This window comes from Variovorax sp. LjRoot84 (assembly GCF_964254305.1).
GTDB lineage: Bacteria > Pseudomonadota > Gammaproteobacteria > Burkholderiales > Burkholderiaceae_C > Variovorax.
The window spans coordinates 1,497,964-1,517,087 of sequence record NZ_CAXUTE020000002.1 but is presented as its reverse complement, the minus strand read 5'-3'; the positions used below and the strand labels follow the sequence as shown (position 1 = coordinate 1,517,087).

General features: G+C 65.1%; 16 protein-coding genes and 1 pseudogene. 14 read left to right on the top strand and 3 right to left on the bottom strand.

Annotated features, from left to right (window positions below; all coding sequences use genetic code 11):
- Nucleotides 1-7 precede the first annotated feature (7 nt).
- The 7 genes and pseudogenes from ACSQ9I_RS38105 to ACSQ9I_RS38075 all read left to right on the top strand — a co-directional run bounded on the left by ACSQ9I_RS38105 (nt 8) and on the right by ACSQ9I_RS38075 (nt 10,262).
- The gene (locus ACSQ9I_RS38105) at nt 8-2,332 is read left to right on the top strand and encodes a hydantoinase B/oxoprolinase family protein (RefSeq protein ID WP_436297190.1); all 2,325 of its coding nucleotides are present in this window, start codon (nt 8-10) and stop codon (nt 2,330-2,332) included.
- Nucleotides 2,333-2,365: 33 nt separating this feature from the next.
- Nucleotides 2,366-2,872: an acetone carboxylase subunit gamma gene (locus ACSQ9I_RS38100; RefSeq protein ID WP_436297191.1), complete on the top strand. Its 507-nt coding sequence runs from the start codon at nt 2,366-2,368 to the stop codon at nt 2,870-2,872.
- A gap of 208 nt (nt 2,873-3,080) precedes the next feature.
- Nucleotides 3,081-5,120, top strand: a complete 2,040-nt coding sequence (locus tag ACSQ9I_RS38095; protein WP_436297192.1) for a sigma-54-dependent Fis family transcriptional regulator — start codon at nt 3,081-3,083, stop codon at nt 5,118-5,120.
- 79 nt (nt 5,121-5,199) lie between these two features.
- Nucleotides 5,200-5,886, top strand: a pseudogene (tnpA, locus tag ACSQ9I_RS38090) (IS66-like element accessory protein TnpA); the annotation flags it as partial.
- A 1,067-nt stretch (nt 5,887-6,953) separates the two neighbouring features.
- Nucleotides 6,954-7,898, top strand: coding sequence for a LysR substrate-binding domain-containing protein (locus ACSQ9I_RS38085; protein WP_436297194.1), 945 nt, complete (start codon nt 6,954-6,956; stop codon nt 7,896-7,898).
- 75 nt (nt 7,899-7,973) lie between these two features.
- On the top strand, nt 7,974-8,945 hold the full coding sequence (locus ACSQ9I_RS38080; RefSeq protein ID WP_436297195.1) for a tripartite tricarboxylate transporter substrate binding protein: 972 nt from the start codon (nt 7,974-7,976) through the stop codon (nt 8,943-8,945).
- A 30-nt stretch (nt 8,946-8,975) separates the two neighbouring features.
- On the top strand, nt 8,976-10,262 hold the full coding sequence (locus tag ACSQ9I_RS38075) for a M28 family peptidase (protein ID WP_436317066.1): 1,287 nt from the start codon (nt 8,976-8,978) through the stop codon (nt 10,260-10,262).
- Between the two features lie 612 nt (nt 10,263-10,874).
- On the opposite strand, the gene ACSQ9I_RS38070 is transcribed toward ACSQ9I_RS38075, so the two are convergent.
- Nucleotides 10,875-11,225: a DUF6788 family protein gene (locus ACSQ9I_RS38070; RefSeq protein WP_436316033.1), complete on the bottom strand. Its 351-nt coding sequence runs from the start codon at nt 11,223-11,225 to the stop codon at nt 10,875-10,877.
- Between the two features lie 54 nt (nt 11,226-11,279).
- On the opposite strand from ACSQ9I_RS38070, the gene ACSQ9I_RS38065 reads away from it, so the two are divergent.
- The gene (locus ACSQ9I_RS38065; RefSeq protein ID WP_436317065.1) at nt 11,280-12,998 is read left to right on the top strand and encodes an IS1634 family transposase; all 1,719 of its coding nucleotides are present in this window, start codon (nt 11,280-11,282) and stop codon (nt 12,996-12,998) included.
- 363 nt (nt 12,999-13,361) lie between these two features.
- On the opposite strand, the gene ACSQ9I_RS38060 is transcribed toward ACSQ9I_RS38065, so the two are convergent.
- Nucleotides 13,362-13,622 carry a hypothetical protein gene (locus tag ACSQ9I_RS38060; RefSeq protein WP_436297197.1) on the bottom strand — a complete coding sequence of 87 codons (261 nt, stop codon included), beginning with the start codon at nt 13,620-13,622 and terminating at the stop codon, nt 13,362-13,364.
- A gap of 85 nt (nt 13,623-13,707) precedes the next feature.
- Between ACSQ9I_RS38060 and tnpA (ACSQ9I_RS38055) the strand changes: the two genes are divergently transcribed.
- Nucleotides 13,708-14,091, top strand: coding sequence for an IS66-like element accessory protein TnpA (tnpA, locus tag ACSQ9I_RS38055; protein WP_436297198.1), 384 nt, complete (start codon nt 13,708-13,710; stop codon nt 14,089-14,091).
- 42 nt (nt 14,092-14,133) lie between these two features.
- Nucleotides 14,134-14,274, top strand: a complete 141-nt coding sequence (locus ACSQ9I_RS38050) for a hypothetical protein (protein ID WP_436297199.1) — start codon at nt 14,134-14,136, stop codon at nt 14,272-14,274.
- On the opposite strand, the gene ACSQ9I_RS38045 is transcribed toward ACSQ9I_RS38050, so the two are convergent.
- Entirely contained in the window at nt 14,261-15,298 is a 1,038-nt protein-coding gene (locus ACSQ9I_RS38045; RefSeq protein WP_436317064.1) for a LysR substrate-binding domain-containing protein, read from the bottom strand. The genes ACSQ9I_RS38050 and ACSQ9I_RS38045 overlap by 14 nt on opposite strands.
- Here ACSQ9I_RS38045 and ACSQ9I_RS38040 point away from each other — a divergent pair.
- From ACSQ9I_RS38040 to ACSQ9I_RS38025, 4 genes are read left to right on the top strand one after another with little or no spacing between them, the layout of a single operon-like run.
- Nucleotides 15,287-15,733 carry a nuclear transport factor 2 family protein gene (locus tag ACSQ9I_RS38040; protein WP_436297201.1) on the top strand — a complete coding sequence of 149 codons (447 nt, stop codon included), beginning with the start codon at nt 15,287-15,289 and terminating at the stop codon, nt 15,731-15,733. The two genes, ACSQ9I_RS38045 and ACSQ9I_RS38040, sit on opposite strands and share 12 nt — an antisense overlap.
- The gene (locus ACSQ9I_RS38035; RefSeq protein WP_436297202.1) at nt 15,730-16,893 is read left to right on the top strand and encodes an iron-containing alcohol dehydrogenase family protein; all 1,164 of its coding nucleotides are present in this window, start codon (nt 15,730-15,732) and stop codon (nt 16,891-16,893) included. The genes ACSQ9I_RS38040 and ACSQ9I_RS38035 overlap by 4 nt, the downstream gene beginning before the upstream one ends.
- 48 nt (nt 16,894-16,941) lie before the next feature.
- Nucleotides 16,942-17,862, top strand: coding sequence for a TauD/TfdA dioxygenase family protein (locus tag ACSQ9I_RS38030; protein WP_436297203.1), 921 nt, complete (start codon nt 16,942-16,944; stop codon nt 17,860-17,862).
- Nucleotides 17,859-19,106 carry an alpha-hydroxy acid oxidase gene (locus ACSQ9I_RS38025; RefSeq protein WP_436297204.1) on the top strand — a complete coding sequence of 416 codons (1,248 nt, stop codon included), beginning with the start codon at nt 17,859-17,861 and terminating at the stop codon, nt 19,104-19,106. Before ACSQ9I_RS38030 ends, ACSQ9I_RS38025 begins: the two co-directional genes overlap by 4 nt.
- Nucleotides 19,107-19,124: the final 18 nt, after the last annotated feature.

Below are 19,124 nucleotides of genomic sequence, written 5' to 3'. Positions count from 1 at the left end.
GATCACCATGAACATGATGTCCAGCAAAGAACTCGGCTTCGCCGACCTGCTCAAGACCGGCCAGACCTTGAAGGAATTCCGCGACGGCATTCTCGAGCGCACCACCAAGACCGGCCACTACAACGGCCTGCAGCGCCTCGAATTGCGCGAGAAGGACCCGATCCGCTACGAGAAGATGTTCTCCAAGCTGCGTGGCGGCCTGGTGCATGCGCGCGAGACTGCCAAGAAGATCGCCGCCAGCCCGATCGTCGAGCAGGAAGGCGAGCTGTGCTTCACGCTCTACAACGCGGCCGGCGACTGTGTGCTCACCTCGACGGGGATCATCATCCACGTCGGAACGATGGGCGCGGCGATCAAGTACATGATTGAGAACGACTGGGAGGGCAATCCCGGCATCCATCCCGGGGACATGTTCACCAACAACGACTGCGCGATCGGCAACGTTCACCCCTGCGACATCGCCACCATCGTGCCGATCTTCGCGCACGGCAAGCTGATTGGCTGGGTCGGGGGCGTGACCCACGTGATCGACACCGGCGCGGTGACGCCGGGCTCGATGTCCACCGGCCAGACCCAGCGCTTCGGCGACGGCTACATGATCACCTGCCGCAAGACCGGCGTGAACGACACGCCGCTGCGCGACTGGCTGCACGAGAGCCAGCGCTCGGTGCGCACGCCGAAGTACTGGATCCTCGACGAGCGCACCCGCATCGCCGGTTGCCACATGATCCGCGACCTGATCGAGGAAGTGATCGAGGACGAAGGGCTGGAGGCCTACGAGAAGTTCGCCTACGAGGTGATCGAGGAAGGCCGGCGCGGCTTGCTGACCCGCATCAAGGCGATGACGCTGCCGGGCAAATACCGCAAGGTTGCGTTCGTCGACGTGCCCTACAAGCACGAGGACGTGCAGACCTCCAATGCCTTCGCCAAGCTCGACTCCATCATGCATGCGCCGGTGGAGATGGAGATTCGAGCCGACGGTTCGTGGCGGCTCGATTTCGAAGGCGCGAGCCGCTGGGGCTGGCACTCGTACAACGCGCATCACGTGGCGTTCACCAGTGGCATCTGGGTGATGATGACGCAGACCCTCGTGCCCACGCAGCGCATCAACGACGGCGCGTACTACGGCACCGAGTTCCATATGCCGAAGGGCACGTGGATGAACCCGGACGACCGCCGTACCGGGCACGCCTATGCCTGGCACTTCCTGGTCTCCGCATGGACAACGATGTGGCGCGGCCTGGGCCAGGCCTACTTCAGCCGCGGCTATCTGGAGGAGGTCAACGCCGGCAACGCCAACACCTCCAACTGGCTGCAGGGCGGCGGCATCAACCAGGATGGCGAGATCCACGCGGTCAACAGCTTCGAGGCCTCGTCCTGCGGGACCGGTGCCGGCGCCATCAAGGACGGCCTGAACCACGCGGCCGCGATCTGGAACCCGGAAGGCGACATGGGCGACATGGAGATCTGGGAGATGGCCGAGCCGCTGCTGTACCTGGGCCGCAACGCCAAGGCCAACTCCGGTGGCTATGGGAAGTACCGTGGCGGCTGCGGCTTCGAGACCTTGCGCATGGTGTGGAAGGCCCAGGACTGGACGATGTTCTTCATGGGCAACGGCTACATGAACAGCGACTGGGGCCTGATGGGCGGCTATCCGGCGGCCACCGGCTATCGCTTCGAAGCGCACAAGACCGGTCTGAAGGAACGCATCGCGATCGGCGACAGCCTGCCGCTGGGCGGCGACGCCAACCCGGATCTGCCGGACTACGAGAACCATCTGAATGCCGGTGCGGTGGTCAAGCGCGACCAGCAATGCATGACCACCGAGGACTGCTACGAGAACTACGACCTTTACCTGAACTACCTCCGTGGCGGCCCCGGGTTCGGCGACCCGCTGGACCGCGAGACCGACGCGATCGCCAGCGACCTGAACAACAGCCTGCTGCTGCCGGAATATGCGCAGAAGGTTTACGGTGCCGTGGCGACCCGGGACGCCCAGGGCGTGTGGACCGTTGACGCCAGACAGACCGCGCTGCAGCGCATCGAGATCCGCAGGCAACGCCTGGCCCGTTCGATCCCGACGCAGGAATGGATGAAGCTCGAGCGCGAACACGTCCTGACCAAGAACGCCTCGCCGCAGGTACAGCACATGTTCGCAACCAGCTTCGGTCTGTCCAAGAAGTTCGAGCAGCAGTTCCGCGACTTCTGGAACCTGCCGGAGTCCTGGGTGCTGACCGAGGACGAACTCGACGTGCCCACCTACGGCTCCAAGTTCCGCATGGACTTGTCCAAGATGCCCGACGTGAAGACCGTCGTGCTGGTCGAAGAATGAACGCGGTCGATGAGACCCTAAAGGAGATTTGAAATGACTACTTACACCCGCGAACAAGTCAAGGGCCTGGTCGACGGCAAGCTCGACTGGGACACCACGCTGCGCATGCTCTCGATGCCCAAGGATCCGGACCGCTTCGAAAAGTACGTCGAAGCGCTGCAGAAGAAGCTGGATTGGGATGACCGCATTGTCTTGCCGCTCGGCCCGCACCTGCACATCGTCCAGTCGGCCAAGACCAAGAAATGGGTCACCAAGTGCGATTGCGGCCACGAGTTCTGCGGCTGGCGCGAAAACTGGAAGCTGCATGCCAACCTCTACGTACGTCAGACCGAGGAGGAGATGACCGAGGTCTATCCCAAGCTGATGGCGCCGGACACCAACTGGCAGGTCTATCGCGAGTACTACTGCCCTCAGTGCGGGACGATGCACGACATCGAAGCACCCACGCCGTGGTATCCCGTGATCCACGACTTCGAGCCCGACATCGATGCCTTCTACAAGGAGTGGGTGAAGCTGCCGCTGCCGGAACGCGCGAACTGAAAAGCAATTGACCGATGCCCCGCTCGCTCACTGCGATGCGGGGCGTCTTCATTGACAACATCCATCTCGCCCACCGTGGCGGAAAGGAGATCCCATGGGGCGTTGCCCCACCATGGCCATTGTCTCTATCATTCAGAGAGCAGCGCCTGCACCCACGGACGCGCCCACAAACATGCAGGCCGCATTGCACGGCCCGGCGGAGACAAGCATGGAACCACGGGACAAACAGATGTTCTCGACCCCTGGCGACGAGCCGGCCATCATGGCGGCGTGGGAATCCTTCGTCGGTGGAGACGTGCGGCCGACAGAGGCGCTGCGCTCGCTGGTGGACATTTCCTGGCAACGCTGCCAGGAGGCGCAGGTCGATCCGAACCGTCGTGTTGGGCCGCAGCCGTTGTCCGAGCAGGATCTCTTCCTGCTGCGCGAACGCCAGCGCGAGCTTCTGGAAGCCAGCGCCCCGGCCATGGCCTGCGCGCACGACTTCCTCTCGCAAACCGGCACCATGATGGCGTTGGCCGACACCCGCGGCACGATTCTCATGACGGAGGGTGACACGCCGGCGATGGGATTGGCCGAAACCATCCACCTGATGCCAGGCGCAACCTGGAACGAGGCGCTGTGCGGCACCAATGCGATCGGAACGGCCCTCGCCATGGGCCAGCCGGTTCAGATCCACTCTGCCGAGCATTTCTGTGCCGGCATCAAGCGATGGACCTGTTCGGCCGCCGTGGTGCGGCATCCGACGGACGGCGAGATCATCGGCGTGCTGGACGTCTCGGGCCTGTCGCAGACGTACAGCCGGCAGAGCCTGGCGCTGGTGGTCACGACCGCGAACCGCATCGAAAGCCGGCTTGCCATGGTGGAGATGGAGCGCCGCTACCATTTGTTGGAGCACGGCATGGGCCGCTGGAATTCGGGTCGGCAGGAGGGTCTGGTGTTGTTCGATCGGCGAGGCAGTCCGATCAAGGCCAACGAGCATGCGCACATCGCGATCGCGGCCGCTGGCGGTGAGATCGACCTGTCCGGCGCGCACCGGCTGCCCGAACTCGCTGCAGGTCGGCTGGGGCGCGGCGGCCACCGGCGTCAGCTGCCCCTGTGGATCAAGCCCGAGTGGCTCGAGCCGCTGATCGTCAAGGGGGAGCATCTGGGTACGCTTTTGGTGGTGCCGGTGCGCGGCCGCGCGACGCTGCACCCCTCGATGGCGACGCAAGAGGCAAGCCATGGCCAACGAGACAGTGCGGCAGCCGGCGACGCCTTTGCCACCGTCATTACAGCAGACCCGACCATGCTGCAGGTCATCGGCAAGGCGCGGCAATTGGCGCGGTCCCGGACGCCGGTGCTGTTGCAAGGCGAGACCGGCGTGGGCAAGGAAGAGTTCGCGCGAGGCGTTCACGGCTCCTGCGCGGGCCCGTACATAGCGCTCAACTGCGGCGGGTTGTCGCGCGAACTGCTGGCGAGCGAACTGTTCGGGTATGCCGACGGTGCCTTCACCGGCGCACGCAAGGGCGGCATGGCCGGCAAGATCGAGGCCGCCGACGGCGGCACGCTGTTCCTCGACGAGATCGGCGAGATGCCGATGGACATGCAGCCGCATCTGCTGCGGGTGCTGGAGCAGGGAGAGATCTACCGCCTTGGAGAGAACACGCCGCGCCGGGTGAACTTCAGGCTGATCGCCGCCACGCACAGGGACCTGCGCGAGGAGATCGCGGCGGGCCGGTTCCGCATGGATCTGTTCTATCGCATCGCTGTCACCAGCCTGCGCATTCCGCCGTTGCGCGAGCGCCAGGGTGACGTCGCGCTTCTTGCGCAGCATTTCCTGGAACTTTTTCGGAGCGAGCAGGGGACGGAGCCCGAGGTTCTGGATGTGGCGGTGCTCGCGCGATTGGCGTCGTACCGCTGGCCTGGCAACGTACGCGAGTTGCGCAACGTGATTCAGGGAGCCGTGATGATGAGCGAGGCGGAACCACTGACTTGCGAGGCACTGCCCCCCGAACTGTCGGGCCTTGAAACTTCGGGCGCAGCGCACCCCGAAGCGCTGGGCGCCGAGGTGCGCAGCATCGCCGAGGGCGAGGAAGCGTTGATCCGACGCGCAATCATCGCCAGTGAAGGCAACCTCACGCTCGCGGCGCGCCAACTGCACATCGCCAAGAGCACGCTCTACGTCAAGATGCAGCGCTACGGCCTGTCGCGCGAGGTGATGCGCATCGGCGAACCGGCCCACAAGCAGTCTGGCTCTGGCTCCTCATAGCCGTCCCGCGAATGGCCAAGGCTCCCGTCAAGGCCTCCGTCGGAATCGCGCCGGCGTGAGCAGGATCGCTCACACTTGGATGTGTGCATCTAACTGGTCAAGTGCACACATGGACAAGCGAGTCACCTCGAGCAAGGACATCCGGCGCCGGCACAGCGAGTCGCTCAAGCGAGAGCTGGTCGATCTGGGCCTGGAGCCTGGCGCATCCGTCGCGGCCATTGCGCAGAAGCACGGCATCAACGCGAACCTCCGGTTCAACTGGCGCCGGTTACGCCTGCGTTCGGAGAAGTCGAGCAACGAGGCCGAACCAAGCTCGATCCTGTTGCCGGTGACCGTGCAGGCGACTTCGACGCCGGCCGTTTCAAAGTCGTTGCCCACGGACCGGGCCTCGCAAAGCGTGATCGAAATTGACATCGGTCCTGCGCGCGTTCGACTGCGAGGTGCCGTGGACGAGGCCAGCGTACGCCGCGACCTCCGCGCCATCGGCTCGACGCCGACCGCGCTCTTCGCCGAGCGCCTGGAAGGCGTCACCGAAGTGCGCGCCGGCGTGTTCGTGTTCTTCGATCTCGTGATGGCCGGCCTGAACGTCTGCCGCGTGGACGACATCGCCCTGTCGGTGCTGGCCACGGTGATCGGCCACCAGCGTGAAAAAGGCTGGACGATTCTCGACGCCGAATGGATGGCGATGTCGCACGACCGCGGCACAGCCGCGCAGCCGGTGGACCAGGGCTGCGGGCTGGTCTGCGACCCGGACGGGCGGCCGCTGGACGCCAGGCCTGAAGTTCGGTGACTGGTAGAAGATTCATCGAGATTTCGCTCCGGCCTTACCTGTCCTTCACATTTCGCCCTCAGTATCGGAGCTCCTGAATACAACTCCTCGAAGGAGCTGCAATGAAGAAGATGTTTTTCGCATTCGGCGCTGCAGCCGTAGTCGCATTGGCCGCATTGAGCGCTCCTTCTCAAGCACAGCCCCACCATGGAGACCGCGGCCATCGCCCTCGCGTGGTCGTTGTTCCGCCACCCCCGCCGCACCACGTCACACGGCATGGCTATGTACGCCATCACGACTACCGTGCCGACTATCGTCACGACCGCCGTGCCCACTACCGCCACGCACGCCGGGACAGCGACCGCGATGGCGTGCCTGATCGTTACGACCGACGCCCGCACAATCCGTATCGACGCTGAGCGCGGCAGCGCCACCTGGCACAGGCTTTCGATGCCGCATCCCTCGTCAAGGAGTACGAAATGTCCATTCGAGCCGCTGTAGCATTCATGCTGTTTTCCGCCATCGCCTCCCCGTGCGCTCTCGCAGATGACGATGACTCAAAGAAGCGCTGGCGGCGCAACGACTGGCGTAGCGACTGGCGGGAGGACCGCTGGCCTAGGCCTTTGCGAAGTCAAGCAGGAATCGAAGCGAGGGGAGTTCAAGCGAGAGGTCAAGTGCAAGGATGGCATCGGAGCAACGTGGCGCGGGGAATGGAAGGATGAGTTCCGGGGATGGGCCATGCAAGGTCAAGCTCGAGGCCAGCCGCGAGGTGTTCAAGGAAGAGGTCAAGTGCGAGGGTCGCTAACGGCGGAAGACTTCGGGGTGGGACTTCGGAGAGACGATTCGCTCGTAAGCTCGATGCCCGCTGGCGGGCCACAGGCGGACGGCGGACCCGTTTTTCTTCAGTGTTTGTCGATTCCATCACGCCTGGGGAACACTTTCCATCTTTGGCTGTCGGATGAAGGGGGTGCGGAGTTCTTGCCCAGCCAAACCTTGGACAACGCGAACTGCTTGAGCGACCTCGCTCGTGCTGACCGCTACTTTCGCTCTAGCCTCGGCAACCGATGAAGGGCTCTCGCAACTCTTTGACGTCGCTGAGAGTCTTTCTCGTCGCTGCGCGCCAGCTGAACTTCAGCCGCGCCGCAGAGGACCTTCATCTCACTCAAAGCGCTGTCAGCAAACACATTCAGTCGCTCGAAGAACGGCTCGGGTCAGCGCTGTTCAAGCGAACTCCGACCGGGTTGCGAATCACACACGCCGGCGCGGTCTATCTTGAGAAGATATCCGCGGCTTTACGGCTTATCGACGAGGCCGAGGCATTGGTGGCCCGTCCGGAAACCCGCGTCAATCTGAACATCGCGGTATCGCCCTCGTTCGCGCAGTTCTGTCTCATCCCGCGCATGAGGGAATTTTTCGACCTACACCCGGACGTTAGGTTGAACATTCGACCGCGGCTCATGACTCCGCGCGACAGGCAGGAGGGCTTCGACGCTGAAATACAGCTGCACACCGGCCACGTCAGCGGCATGACAAGTTCCTACCTCTGCGGTCGCGAGATGGGATTGGTCATCGCGCCTTCGCTGGCAAAGGCTCATCGGCTCCGGGCCCCCGAGGATCTCTCCTCAGTCACGCTGCTCAAGCGCGCCCAGCGGGGCTATGGATGGGATGAATGGCGAGCAGAGATGGCACCGGGCTGGGACGGCCCAGGCGTCCACGCTCCCGAGTACGAGGGGTTCTCCGTGCTGCTGCCGGCAGTCCTGAATGGACTGGGGGCCGCAATCGTTCCGCTCTGCCTGGTCCGCGAGCATCTCGAGACCGGGGCGCTCGTGCGTCCGTTCGATGAAACGGTGTCTGGGCGGTATGGCTACTACCTCATGCTCCCAAGGCCGAACCAGAGTGGACCGTATCTGGACAGCTTCTGCGAATGGGTTGACAGCATGGCCAAGAACTTGTTGCCACCAGGCCAGGGCAAATCAACGAAGGCGAGACGGCATTCCAGAATGGAATAGCGTATGCCCATTCATCGCTTGGCGCAGTGGGCTTGGGCCAACCAGAATCGTGGAGTTCACCATTCTTGGACGACCATGCGACGCTCACTCATTTCCCTGGTGCCGGCTTTGGCACTTGCCCTCGCGGGCCTCGGCGCCGCTGCGCAGTATCCGGAGCAGCCGGTCAAAATTGTCGTGCCCTACTCTCCTGGCGGCAGCTCCGACGTGCTGGCGCGGGCCGTCAGCGACGAACTGGGCAAGGCCTTGGGTCAGGCGGTCATCATCGAGAATCGACCGGGTGCGGGCTCTCTACTCGCCACCCAGTTTGTCGCCGGCGAGCGTGCTGACGGCTACACGCTCTTGCTCGTCGATGTGCCCTTCACCATCGTGCCCGCTCTGTACCGGGACCGCGCCAAATACAACATCGAGAAGGACTTCGCTCCCATCTCGCTGATGGGTGTCGCTCCGACCTACCTGTTCGTGAACGAGACTTTTTCTGCGCGGTCTCCTGCCGACTTGGTCAGGTCGGCGAAAGCGAAGCCCTCGGCCATATCCATCGGGTCTGGAGGCAACGGCTCGCTGACCCACCTGATGGCGGAACTGTTCATGATTAACACGGGCGTCAAGATGGTCCACGTCCCGTACAAAGGCGCATCGGCAGCCGTGAACGACCTTGCCGCGGGCCAGATTGAGACGAGTTTCACCACGATGGCCAGTGCGAGCGGCCTTTATCGCGCAGGTCGCTTGCGCGCCATTGCGGTTACCAGCGCACAGCGGCAGAAAGCAACGCCCGACGTTCCCACGTTCCAGGAAAGTGGCATTCCGAACATGACCGTGGAGAGTTGGTGGGGGCTGGTTGCTCCTGCAGGCGTCAGCCAGGCGGTCCAGACTCGCCTGGGCGACGCGATGCGGCAGGTGATGAAGTTGCCGAGCGTGCGCATGCGCATGGAGTCGGCAGGCGTCGAAGTGCCAGCCGATACGAGCGCAGGAGTGTTGCGCAAGTTCATCCGCGATGACGCGGTGAGATGGCGAGATGTCGTCCAGCGGGCACAACTCAAGGTTGAGTGAGCAGCCGACAAACAGCAATTGCGCTCTACCATGAACATCTCTCTGAATCGGTGGCTGGATGAGGCCGCTATGGACCCGATGCTGATGCCTGACTTCGAACGCATCTGTAGTTTCGGCGGACGGCTCGCGGGAAGCGGACAGGATTCCGACGCATTGGATTGGACGATTGGCAGGCTGAATGAGGTACGCCGCGGTGCGCGCCGCGTCGAGGTTTCCTACGACGGCTGGGTGTGCGAGAAAGCCGAACTCTTGCTTTTGGGCCGCTCGGAGACCTTGTCTTCCCGGCCGCTCCTGCGTTCAATGGCAACGCCCCCCGAAGGACTCGAAGCGGCCGTCATTGACCTGGGGCAAGGGCGCCAGAGCGATTTCGATGCAGCCGGCGAACAGATTCGCGGACGCATCGTCCTCGTTCGCCACGAGTATCCGTTTTCGCCGACCCACCTGCACCGTCGCAAGAAGTACGACATGGCAGTCTCCCGCGGGGCTGCGGGATTCCTGATTGCGAACAATCTGCCCGAGCAGGGACTTCTATCTGGTTCTTCAGGAAGGGGCCGTGGCAAGCCGGGCATTCCGGCCGCCTACATCGACCGGGAGTCGGCGGACCGCATCGCATCAGCTGGCCCAAACGCACCAATCCGATTGACGATTGCCGGAAAGGAGTTGGAAGGCTCGACCGCGGGCGTCGGCGTACTAGACATCCCTGGGGAGTTCGAGGAACGTGTTGTCATCAGCGCCCACATCGATGGCCACGACCTCGGCGAGAGCGCGCTGGACAATGCCACGGGGGTGGCCACAGCCTTGGCCGCCGCCAGGGCGCTGGCCATGCGGGTCGGGAGAGGAACGAACAGCCTGCGCATCTGCTTCTTCTCCGCGGAAGAATGGGCCTTGTCGGGCTCTGCGGGATACCTGAAGAGTCTTGAAGCCAGTGAGCTCGCGACCTTGAAGCTGAACATCAATCTGGATACGGTCGCTGGCGATGAAAACCTGACTGCGCTGACCAGCGACTTCCCGGGACTTGAGCCCTTCGTGGAGCGGGCCAGTTCTGCTGCGGACCTGCACATCGGTTCTTATTTGCCCCTGATGGCCAATTCAGACCACGCGAACTTTGCAGCGCTGGGCGTGCCAGCAATGCGCTTGCTCGCCGGATTCGACCGGCCATCCTCCAGAGTTAACAACATTCTTTCAGCTGGAGACCGTATGCCGGCAGTGCGCGAGAGCGAACTGCGGCGGGCTCTCCGAGCCACCTCCGCGTTGGCATGGCTCGGCTTGACGGCTTCCAGTAGCGAGTTGACATCCCTTGCGGCACGGAGCTCCTGAACGGAGCACCAGGCGCCAGTCGCTGCGAAAAGACGCGGTCGTCGTCGCTCGATTCCTCAACGGTCGCGCTCGATGGAAGTCTGCAACGCGTTCGTTGTGACGACCGTGCCGCCTCCTATAACCGCCGGCCAGGTGATCATGTTTTTGTACGTTTCTATCGTCACTACCCATGAGTGAAGCTGCAGGCCCCTGTGGGCCAAATCGTTCCTCATCGGGAGCACCACCAGCGCACCATCGCAACGTCGCGCTGCCAAGAGGCATCGACCAGTCACCCTATCGACAGCGAATCCGACACGCTGACGAGCATGTTGCAGTCAGGGAACGCGGGAAGCTCGCATGGGACCTGGCCCTGCAAGTTCGTGCGCGCACGGCCGCACTTGGCTTCACCCGCGTTGGCCTCATTCGGAAGTCCCTCGGAGCTTCTGAGGAGGAAGTGCTTGATGCGCGCGCTGAGTACCGACTGGGGAGGGTACTGAAGGGGCTCGCGCTGCCCGACGAGGTTGAGCTGAAGTCAATTGCAGAAGCACTCGACACGACAGTTGGCGCCTTGCCTCACATTCCGCACATGTTGCGACGCAATAACTCGCAATTACCGGGACGTTTGGGGCCCGGTCAAGGCGCGGGTGGTTGCACGGCGTCGATGAGGCGTTCGGTGTTCTCCTCCCAGTCGCGCAGCATCCTCTTGACCTGACGATAGTTGTCGATCGCCTGGCTCAGGATCTGCGCCTGCTGTTCGCTGACGTAGCGGGCGGTCGGCTTGCCCGCGCGTGTGCGCACCCATTGGTAGTACGGGCCGTGGCGCGCCGCCGGATCGGTGGCGCAGCCGCAGTTGGGCTTGCCGCACTTCATCATGCGCTGGCTCAGCGTGCCCGAACACAGCAGCTCGAATTCACCCAGCGAGGCGCGGATGCCCTGGATGCGTTCGCGCGCGCGTTGCACGCTGCGCTTGGAGGGGATGGTCATGCGCTGCCTGATCTTGATTTGTTTCAATCTTACATATATTATGATGTAAGAAGGATGGCACTTCAACCTCCGCTCTCACCCTCCGCGCTGGGCGTGCTCGCCGAGCGGATGGGTCCCTTACCCTTGGTCAATCACTTCCTGTCGCGCATGGGTCTGCTCGAATTGCTCGAGCACCACGTCCCCACCGCCGACGGCCGCAGCACTGTCTCCCATGCGCAGGCGCTGGGCGTGTTGCTGCGCTCGATCATCGTCGAGCGCGAACCGATCTACCGCCAGCAGGAGAGCGCCAGCGGGTTCGCCGCCGGCCTGTTCGGCGTCGATGCCGCGCAGGCCACCCGACTCAGCGACGATCGCATCGGCCGCGCGCTGGATCGGCTGTTCGACGCCGATCGCGCCGCGCTGCTCACCGGCGTCGTGCTGGCCGTCGCGCAGCGCTTCGGCGTGCGCATGGAGCAGTTGCACAACGACTCGACGTCGGTCTCTCTGTGCGGTCAGTACCGCCAGGCCAGTGGCCGCGGCGTGCGTGGGCGCAGTGCGCCGGCCATAGCCTTCGGTTACTCGAAGGACCATCGCCCCGATCTGAAGCAGCTGCTGTTCATCCTCACCACCGCCGCCGACGGCGGCGTGCCGGTGCAGTTCCGCTGCGCCAGTGGCAACACCACCGACGTGCGCACCCATATCGAGACCTGGAACACGCTGCGCGAGCTGGCCGGGCGCGCCGACTTCCTGTATGTCGCCGACTCGAAGCTTTGCTCGTACGACAACATGCAGCACATCGCGCGCGCCGGCGGGCGCTTCGTGACGGTCATGCCGCGCTCGCGTCAGGAGGATGCGCAGTTCCGCAAATGGATCCAGACCGGCTCGCCGCCCTGGGAGCTGGTGTGGGACCGGCCCAATGCGCGCGAGGCCGACGGTCCGCGGGATCTGTGGTGCGTCTTCAAGCCCGAACTGCCCTCGGCGGAGCTGTACACCATCGTGTGGGTGTGGAGCACGCTGCTGACCCTGCACCAGACCCATCGCCGCCAGAAGCACCTGGCGGCGGCCATCGAACAGCTGAGCGATCTCAAGCGACGCTTGGCCGCTGCCCGCGCCCGGCTGCGCGGCGCCGCGCAGATCGACCTGCAGGTCGCGCAGATCCTGGAGCGCTACAAGGTCGCCCGCTATGTGAAGGTCTCGCGCGTGGTGCGCGAGGAGCACAGCTTCAAGCAGTCACGCCGCGGACGCCCGGGCCCGGACACCGCCTACCGCAAGATCACCCGCCGGCGCTTCGACATCGAATGGACGCTGGACACGCATGCCATCGCCTACGACCAGAAGAGCGACGGTATGTACCCGTTGCTTTGCAACGACCCCAGCCTCTCGCCCGCCCAGGTGCTCACCGCCCACAAGGGTCAGCCATGCATCGAGAAGCGCTTCGAGCAGCTGAAGTCGGTGCACGAGATCGCACCCGTGTTCCTGAAGAACGAGGCGCGCATCGAGGCGCTGTTCACCCTGTACTTCCTGGCCCTGCTGGTGCAGGCGCTCATCGAGCGCGAGTTGCGCCAGGGCATGCAGGCGGCCAACATCGATCAGCTCCCCCTCTATCCCGAGGCCCGGGCCTGTCGGCGGCCCACCACCGAACACATCCTGCGGCTGTTCAGCCTCGCCGAGCGCGTGTCGGTGTTGGCCCATGGCGAGGTCATTCGCGTCTTCCCGCCAGAACTCACCGAGCTGCAGCGCCGAGTCCTCGGCTTGCTGGGAGTGCCCGCCTCAGCCTATCTCGACAAGCCCTGAAGCCGCCTTCCGCTACGACGGAAATTCGGGTTTATTGACAGATTCGATGTGCGGAATGTGAGCCTTGCTGGGCGGGGTTTGCCCTTCCCGGTTGGAGTTGCTGCGCCTCGTGGGGCCATCAAGGCGCAAAGACTCATCGCCTGCCAGGGTACGACTAACAGCCAGCCGCCAGCCGCCAGCCGCCAGCCGCCAGTAGTCATAAAGTCATCTGGTGACGGCGCGGCCACACGACGCAGCGACCATACAAGCGCTGCGAAATGACCGGGAGCATTGGTTTCCAATGACTGCGCCCTTCCAATGAATCGCAGGCAGGGGTGCTGACCTGTCCAATCGAGCTGTCTTCGCCCCTGAGGAGCCCGGCGCTCAGCCAGGCTTGCGCGCAACGGGCATTGGGCAGAACGCGTTTTTTGGTTCCTCGCCACGCAGGTAGCCCGTTTCCTCTTCGTCCGTGGCAGGGCGCACCTCCACGAGCGTTGCCCGCTCCCCGTACAGGTCGCGCAGCTCCGCCACCATCGCCTCGTGCACGTTGACGTTAGGGCGGAACGCCCGAAACCAACGTCGCGGACGACCGTCGTAGTGGAAGTCAATCACCCACGTCACGGAAGTTCGGAGGAACTCAGCCATGGAAAATTGTAGTTCTCCGCCCGCGTGATTCGCAGTAATAGTCCGGCCAGGACCGTTGTTGTCGAAGCTGGCCTGACCTCGGAGCATGCTGACTGAAGAGTGCGTGCCCAGAGATGGTGTGCATCATCAGGAGATCGTGCACACCATGAAGAGTCAAGCAGAGGGCGGTGAACCGTCACGTCGCCATCACGACCGTGCATTCAAGGCGCGACTGATCGAGCTGAGCATGCAACCCGGCGCGTCAGTGGCGGCCATTGCAATGGCCCACGCCATCAATGCCAACTTGTTGTTCAAGTGGCGGCGCGACCGCCAACGCGAATTGACGTCGCTTCATCCGACGCCTGCCGTGCTGCTGCCCGTGCGCCTGGCATCGGCCGGCGAAGATTCGGGTGTCAATGCAAATTCGCCGCTTGCCGCCGACGCTCCGGCTTCGGCTTCGGCCACCGCACTCGTCTGGGCAGAGTTTTGAACACCATCCTTAGACCTCCCGCTCCGATGCCGGTGCGGTCACATGCGCGGCCTCGCGAGCAACGTCTCCCCGTCCAGCGGCTTCCGCTTCGGCTCCAGCGCGCAGGAGCTCGACGGTCTCGTTCGCTCCGAAATGAACCAGTGGGGTCCGCTGATCCGGCAGCTCGGGCTCAAGGCGGAGTGACTCGGGCGCGCCAGGTAGTCGCCCTGGGCAAGGCCCAGTCGGGCGGATGGCGCGACCACTCCTTGAGGAATTCCAGCAGGTGCCGCACGCGCGTCGGCATGTTGCGCCGCGTCGAGAACACGACGTTGATGTCGAGCTCTTCAGGCACGCAGTTGGGTAACAGGGCTTCGAGCGTCCCGGCCTGCAGTTCCTCCGACACCATGTAATAGGGATGCAGCGAGATGCCGGCGCCGAGCAAGGCGCCCTGCTTGATCGCGTCACCCAGGTTGGAACGCACCGTGCCGCGCACGCGCACTTCCTGCGGCGGGTTGCCGGCAAACTTCCACACGCCGGCGCCCGACTTGATGATGTGCACCAGGCAGTTGTGGCGCGCGAGATCCGCTGCGGTGGCGGGCCGGCCGTGCGCCTTCAGGTAGGCGGGCGACGCCACCACCACTTGCGGCGCCTTCAAGAGCGACTGGGCGACATAGCTCGCATCCTCGAGCGAAGGTGCGATACGGATCGAGAGATCGAGCGCCTCGGCGACCAGGTCGGAACGGCCATCGTCATGAACCACCGTCACTTCGATGTCCGGATAGCGATGGGTGAACTGCGCGATCAGCCGCATGAGGTGATAGGCGCCGAACGAGGGCGGCGTGCCGACGCGGATCGCGCCGCGCGGCAGGTGGACGACGTCGCGCACCTCGCCTTCGATCGCTTCGTAGCGCTCGAGCAGGTCGCGCGCTGCTTCTAGGACGCGCGCGCCGGCTTCGGTGAGGGCGACCTGCTTCGAGGTGCGCTTGAGCAATTGCGCGCCCATCGAGACCTCGAGCCAGGCGACGTGCTTGGTGATCGTCGCCCGGGAGAGTGAGAGCTGCATGGCAGCGCGCACGAAGCTGCCGCAGCGTGCGACTTCGGTGAATATCTGGAGGCAGCGAAGACGATCCACGATGGCAAGGTTTCCAAATCGCAAACCTTGGATTGTCAAACAGGGTGCGCCAGTGGGCAAGGCAGTTTTTAAACTGCAGATCACATGACCGCTCATCCATCTTCAATCGTCGCACCGCTGCTCGCCGGGCTGACACAGCAGCTGCACGCGTTCTTCCACGCACTCGACATGCGGCGCTACGACCGGATGCTCGAGCTGTTCACCGACGATTGCCGCTGGCTGCGCCAGGGCCAATGGCTGGAAGGCAAGAATGCCGTGCGCGCGGCGCTCAAAGCCCGCGCGGCCGATGTCGACACCCGCCACGTGCTGACCAACGCCTACGTGAGCGCATGCGAAGGCGAGTCGGCCGAGGTCGAGGCGTACATGACGGCCTATCGCTATCCGGCGGCGGCGCAGCCCGGCAGGGCACTCCCGCCCATCGCCGGCCCGCTGCGCTTCAACCTCACGACCACCGTGTTCCGGCGCGATCCTGGCCACGACTGGCGCATCGCCGAACAACGCATGGTGGCGGCCTTCGCCTTCGTCGAATGAGCACGCTCCCATCCTCCTTCACGCATCGCGGCGCGGCCATGCGGCTGGTGCTGCGCGAAGGCGCCATCGACGACCTTCGCGCCGAACTCGACGCGCTCGGCATCGCGCGGCCGCTGGTGCTGGGCGGCGCCCGCACGCAGCGCTCGGCGCTGTTCGCGCGCGGCGTCGCGGCGATGAATGGCCTGCCGCATGTGCTGGCCGAGCCAGTGCCCGCGCATTCCAGCGTCGAGCTCGTGGAGCGGCTGGCGGCGCGCGCGATCGCCGATGGCGTCGACGGCTTCATCGCCATCGGCGGCGGCAGCGCCTCCGACACCGCCAAGGCGATTGCACTCCTGATGGCCGAGGGCGGCCGCCTTGCCGACCATGCGGTGCGCTTCACGCCGCCGGCTTCGCTGGTCGCGCCGCGTCTCGCTGCGCCCAAGCTGCCGATCGTCGCCATTCCGCAAACCGCCTCCGGCGCCGAAGTCACCGTCTCGCTGGGCGTGCGCGACAGCGACGGCGCCAAGCTGCTGTTCACCGACATCCAGCTCGCGGCCCGCCTGGTGTTGATCGACCCGCTCGCCAATCTCGAGGTCCCGGCCGCGTTGATGTGCGCCACCGGCATGAACGGCCTGGCGCATTGCATCGAAGGCCTGTACGCGCTGGAGCGCTCGCCGTTGGCCGAAACCCTCGCGCTGGACGCGATGGCGCGCTTCGCGGAGGCCTTGCCCGCCGTGCATCGTGAGCCGCAGGATGCGTCGGCGCGCGCGGCACTGTTGTACGCCGCACACTTGTCGGGGCTGGTGTTGGTGAATGCCCGCACCTGCCTGCATCACGCGATCTGCCATGCGATCGGATCGGTAACCGGCGTCGGCCACGGCGATGCCAATGCCGTGATGCTGCCGCACGCCGTCGCCTTCAACGCTCAGGCCGCGGCCGGACCGCTGGCCCGCGCTGCCGCGGTGCTGGGCGCTGTTGAAGGCGCCGCCGGCCTCGTGCGTGCCGTGCGCGAACTGCAGGCCGCCATCGGCGTGCCGACCCGTCTGCGCGACATCGGCGTGCCGCGCGAGTCGTTCGACCGCATCGCCGCCAAGACGATACGCGAACGCGGTCTCTACTACAACCCCCGCCCCGTCGCCGGCGAGAGCGAGCTTCGCGCGCTGCTCGATGCCGCGTACTGACGGCGGCCAGGCTCTCGACGAACTTCACCCACACAAGGAGTCCCACCCATGACCATGCGCATCGTTCCCGGCGGCGCCACGCTCGGCGCCCGCGTTGAAGGCCTCGACCTGTCGCGGCCGGTGTCGGCCGAAGTCTTCGAGCAGTTGCTGCAGGTGCTCGGCCGCTATGGCGTGCTCAGCTATCCGAAGCAGGATCTGAGCGCGGCCCAGCTGCTCGACTTCTCGGCCAATTTCGGCCGACTCGAAGTCAACGTGGCGGGCGCCTACCAGGAGCCGGGCCTGCCCGAAGTCATGGTGCTTTCCAACATCGTCGAAAACGGCAAGCCGATCGGCCTTTCCGATGCCGGGCAGGACTGGCACACCGACATGTCCTACAACAGGATGATCGCGTTCACCAACGTGCTCTACGGTATCCAGATCCCGCATCGCGACGGCCAGCCGCTCGGCAACACCGAGTTCTGCAACATGCATGCCGCTTACGAAGGGCTGCCCGAGGCGTGGAAGACGCGGCTCGACGGCATGACAGTGCTGCACGACTTCGACAAGTTCTGGGAAATGATGCGCCGCGAGCGGGGCAGTACCCGCCCGCCGCTCACGCCGGCGCAGCGCGCCGCCCGGCCGCCCGTGTCGCACCCGCTCTTTCTGCGCCATCCCCTCACGGGCAAGCGCGTGCTGTATGCCAACCCGGGCTATGCGATCCGCATCAACGAAATGGACGAGAAGGAGAGCGACGAGGCGCTCAACTTCCTCTTCGCGCACCAGACCCGGCCCGAATTCCGCTACGCGCATCGGTGGGAGGTCGGCGACGTGCTCATGTGGGACAACATGGGCACGATCCACAACGCGATCCCCGACTACCGGCCCGACGAGCCGCGCCTCATCAAGCGCTGCCAGGTGATGGCCACGCGCTTCTTCCACGACGACGGCACGCCGCGCACGGTGGCCCACACGGAGCTCGAAGCCGCATGACGCGTGGCGTCGCCGCCTGCTACTCGATCGCCGACCTGCGCGCGCTGGCCAGGCGACGGCTGCCGCGCGCCGTGTTCGACTTCTATGACGGCGGCGCCGAGGACGAGCGCACCCTTGCGGGCAACCGCCTCGCCTTCGAGCGCTGGCACCTGGCGCCGCGCGTGCTGGTCGATGTCGCCGGCGCCTCGTCGGCCTGCACCCTGCTGGGCGCGCCCGCCGGCATGCCGGCCGCCATCGCGCCCACCGGCGCGGCCGGCTTCGGCTACCGCGGCGCCGATCTCGCGCTCGCGCGCGCAGCCGCGAAGATGAGCCTGCCATACACCCTGTCGAGCAGCGCCACGACAGCCATTGAAACCATCGCCGACAAGGCGCCCGGCCGCCTGTGGTTCCAGGCCTATGTGCTGCGCAACCGGGACTTCTTCTGGCAACTGATCGAACGCGCCCGCCGAGCCGAGTACGAAGCGCTGGTCATCACGGTCGACCTGCCGGTTGGCGGCAAGCGCGAGCGCGATTTCCGCAACCACTTCTCGATCCCGTTTCGCTTCACGCCGCGCAACATGCTCGACTTCGCCTCGCGGCCACGCTGGGCGCTCGACATGCTGTTGCGCGGCATGCCGGTGATGGAAAACCTGCGCGGCCTTGAAGCCGCTGCCACGAATGCGACCGCCATCGCGTCCTCGGTCGGCCGCAGCTACGACCCGGCCTTCGACTGGCAGCGGCTGGCCGAGGTGCGCGAGCGCTGGCCGCGCAAGCTGATCGTCAAGGGAGTGAGCCGCGGCGACGATGCGCGGCGCCTGGCCGCAATGGGCGTGGACGCCATCATCGTGTCCAACCACGGCGGCCGGCAACTTGACGGCGCCGTGCCCAGCCTGCTGGCGCTGCCCGAGGTGCTGCAAGGCGCGGCCGGCCGCTTGCCGGTGCTCGTCGACGGCGGCATTCGCCGAGGCAGCGACATCGCCAAGGCGCTGGCCCTGGGCGCGCACGGCGTGCTGCTCGGCCGCGCGACGCTGTTCGGCGCGGTGGCTGCCGGCGACGCCGGTGCACAGCGCGCGCTCGACATCCTGCACGATGAGCTGCTGCGGACGATGCGCCTGTGCGGCGCCCCGACCGTGGCGCAACTCTCGGCCGACTTGCTGCGGCCCGCCGAGCCGAACGCGTCGTGGCCCGCCTCCGCGGCCTCGCCGCCGGCCGCCCGCAACGCCGCGCCTCGCGCCAATCGAACGCCCGATCTCGTGAACCCGTGAACCCTTGAACCGTCAAAG

What these genes read in the sequence shown, in the direction of transcription:
- ACSQ9I_RS38105 (WP_436297190.1), top strand. Translation starts at nt 8, where the DNA reads ATGAACATGATGTCCAGCAAAGAACTCGGCTTCGCCGACCTGCTCAAG.
- ACSQ9I_RS38100 (WP_436297191.1), top strand. Translation starts at nt 2,366, where the DNA reads ATGACTACTTACACCCGCGAACAAGTCAAGGGCCTGGTCGACGGCAAG.
- ACSQ9I_RS38095 (WP_436297192.1), top strand. Translation starts at nt 3,081, where the DNA reads ATGGAACCACGGGACAAACAGATGTTCTCGACCCCTGGCGACGAGCCG.
- ACSQ9I_RS38085 (WP_436297194.1), top strand. Translation starts at nt 6,954, where the DNA reads ATGAAGGGCTCTCGCAACTCTTTGACGTCGCTGAGAGTCTTTCTCGTC.
- ACSQ9I_RS38080 (WP_436297195.1), top strand. Translation starts at nt 7,974, where the DNA reads ATGCGACGCTCACTCATTTCCCTGGTGCCGGCTTTGGCACTTGCCCTC.
- ACSQ9I_RS38075 (WP_436317066.1), top strand. Translation starts at nt 8,976, where the DNA reads ATGAACATCTCTCTGAATCGGTGGCTGGATGAGGCCGCTATGGACCCG.
- ACSQ9I_RS38070 (WP_436316033.1), bottom strand. Translation starts at nt 11,225, where the DNA reads ATGACCATCCCCTCCAAGCGCAGCGTGCAACGCGCGCGCGAACGCATC.
- ACSQ9I_RS38065 (WP_436317065.1), top strand. Translation starts at nt 11,280, where the DNA reads ATGGCACTTCAACCTCCGCTCTCACCCTCCGCGCTGGGCGTGCTCGCC.
- ACSQ9I_RS38060 (WP_436297197.1), bottom strand. Translation starts at nt 13,622, where the DNA reads ATGGCTGAGTTCCTCCGAACTTCCGTGACGTGGGTGATTGACTTCCAC.
- tnpA (WP_436297198.1), top strand. Translation starts at nt 13,708, where the DNA reads ATGCTGACTGAAGAGTGCGTGCCCAGAGATGGTGTGCATCATCAGGAG.
- ACSQ9I_RS38050 (WP_436297199.1), top strand. Translation starts at nt 14,134, where the DNA reads ATGCGCGGCCTCGCGAGCAACGTCTCCCCGTCCAGCGGCTTCCGCTTC.
- ACSQ9I_RS38040 (WP_436297201.1), top strand. Translation starts at nt 15,287, where the DNA reads ATGACCGCTCATCCATCTTCAATCGTCGCACCGCTGCTCGCCGGGCTG.
- ACSQ9I_RS38045 (WP_436317064.1), bottom strand. Translation starts at nt 15,298, where the DNA reads ATGAGCGGTCATGTGATCTGCAGTTTAAAAACTGCCTTGCCCACTGGC.
- ACSQ9I_RS38035 (WP_436297202.1), top strand. Translation starts at nt 15,730, where the DNA reads ATGAGCACGCTCCCATCCTCCTTCACGCATCGCGGCGCGGCCATGCGG.
- ACSQ9I_RS38030 (WP_436297203.1), top strand. Translation starts at nt 16,942, where the DNA reads ATGACCATGCGCATCGTTCCCGGCGGCGCCACGCTCGGCGCCCGCGTT.
- ACSQ9I_RS38025 (WP_436297204.1), top strand. Translation starts at nt 17,859, where the DNA reads ATGACGCGTGGCGTCGCCGCCTGCTACTCGATCGCCGACCTGCGCGCG.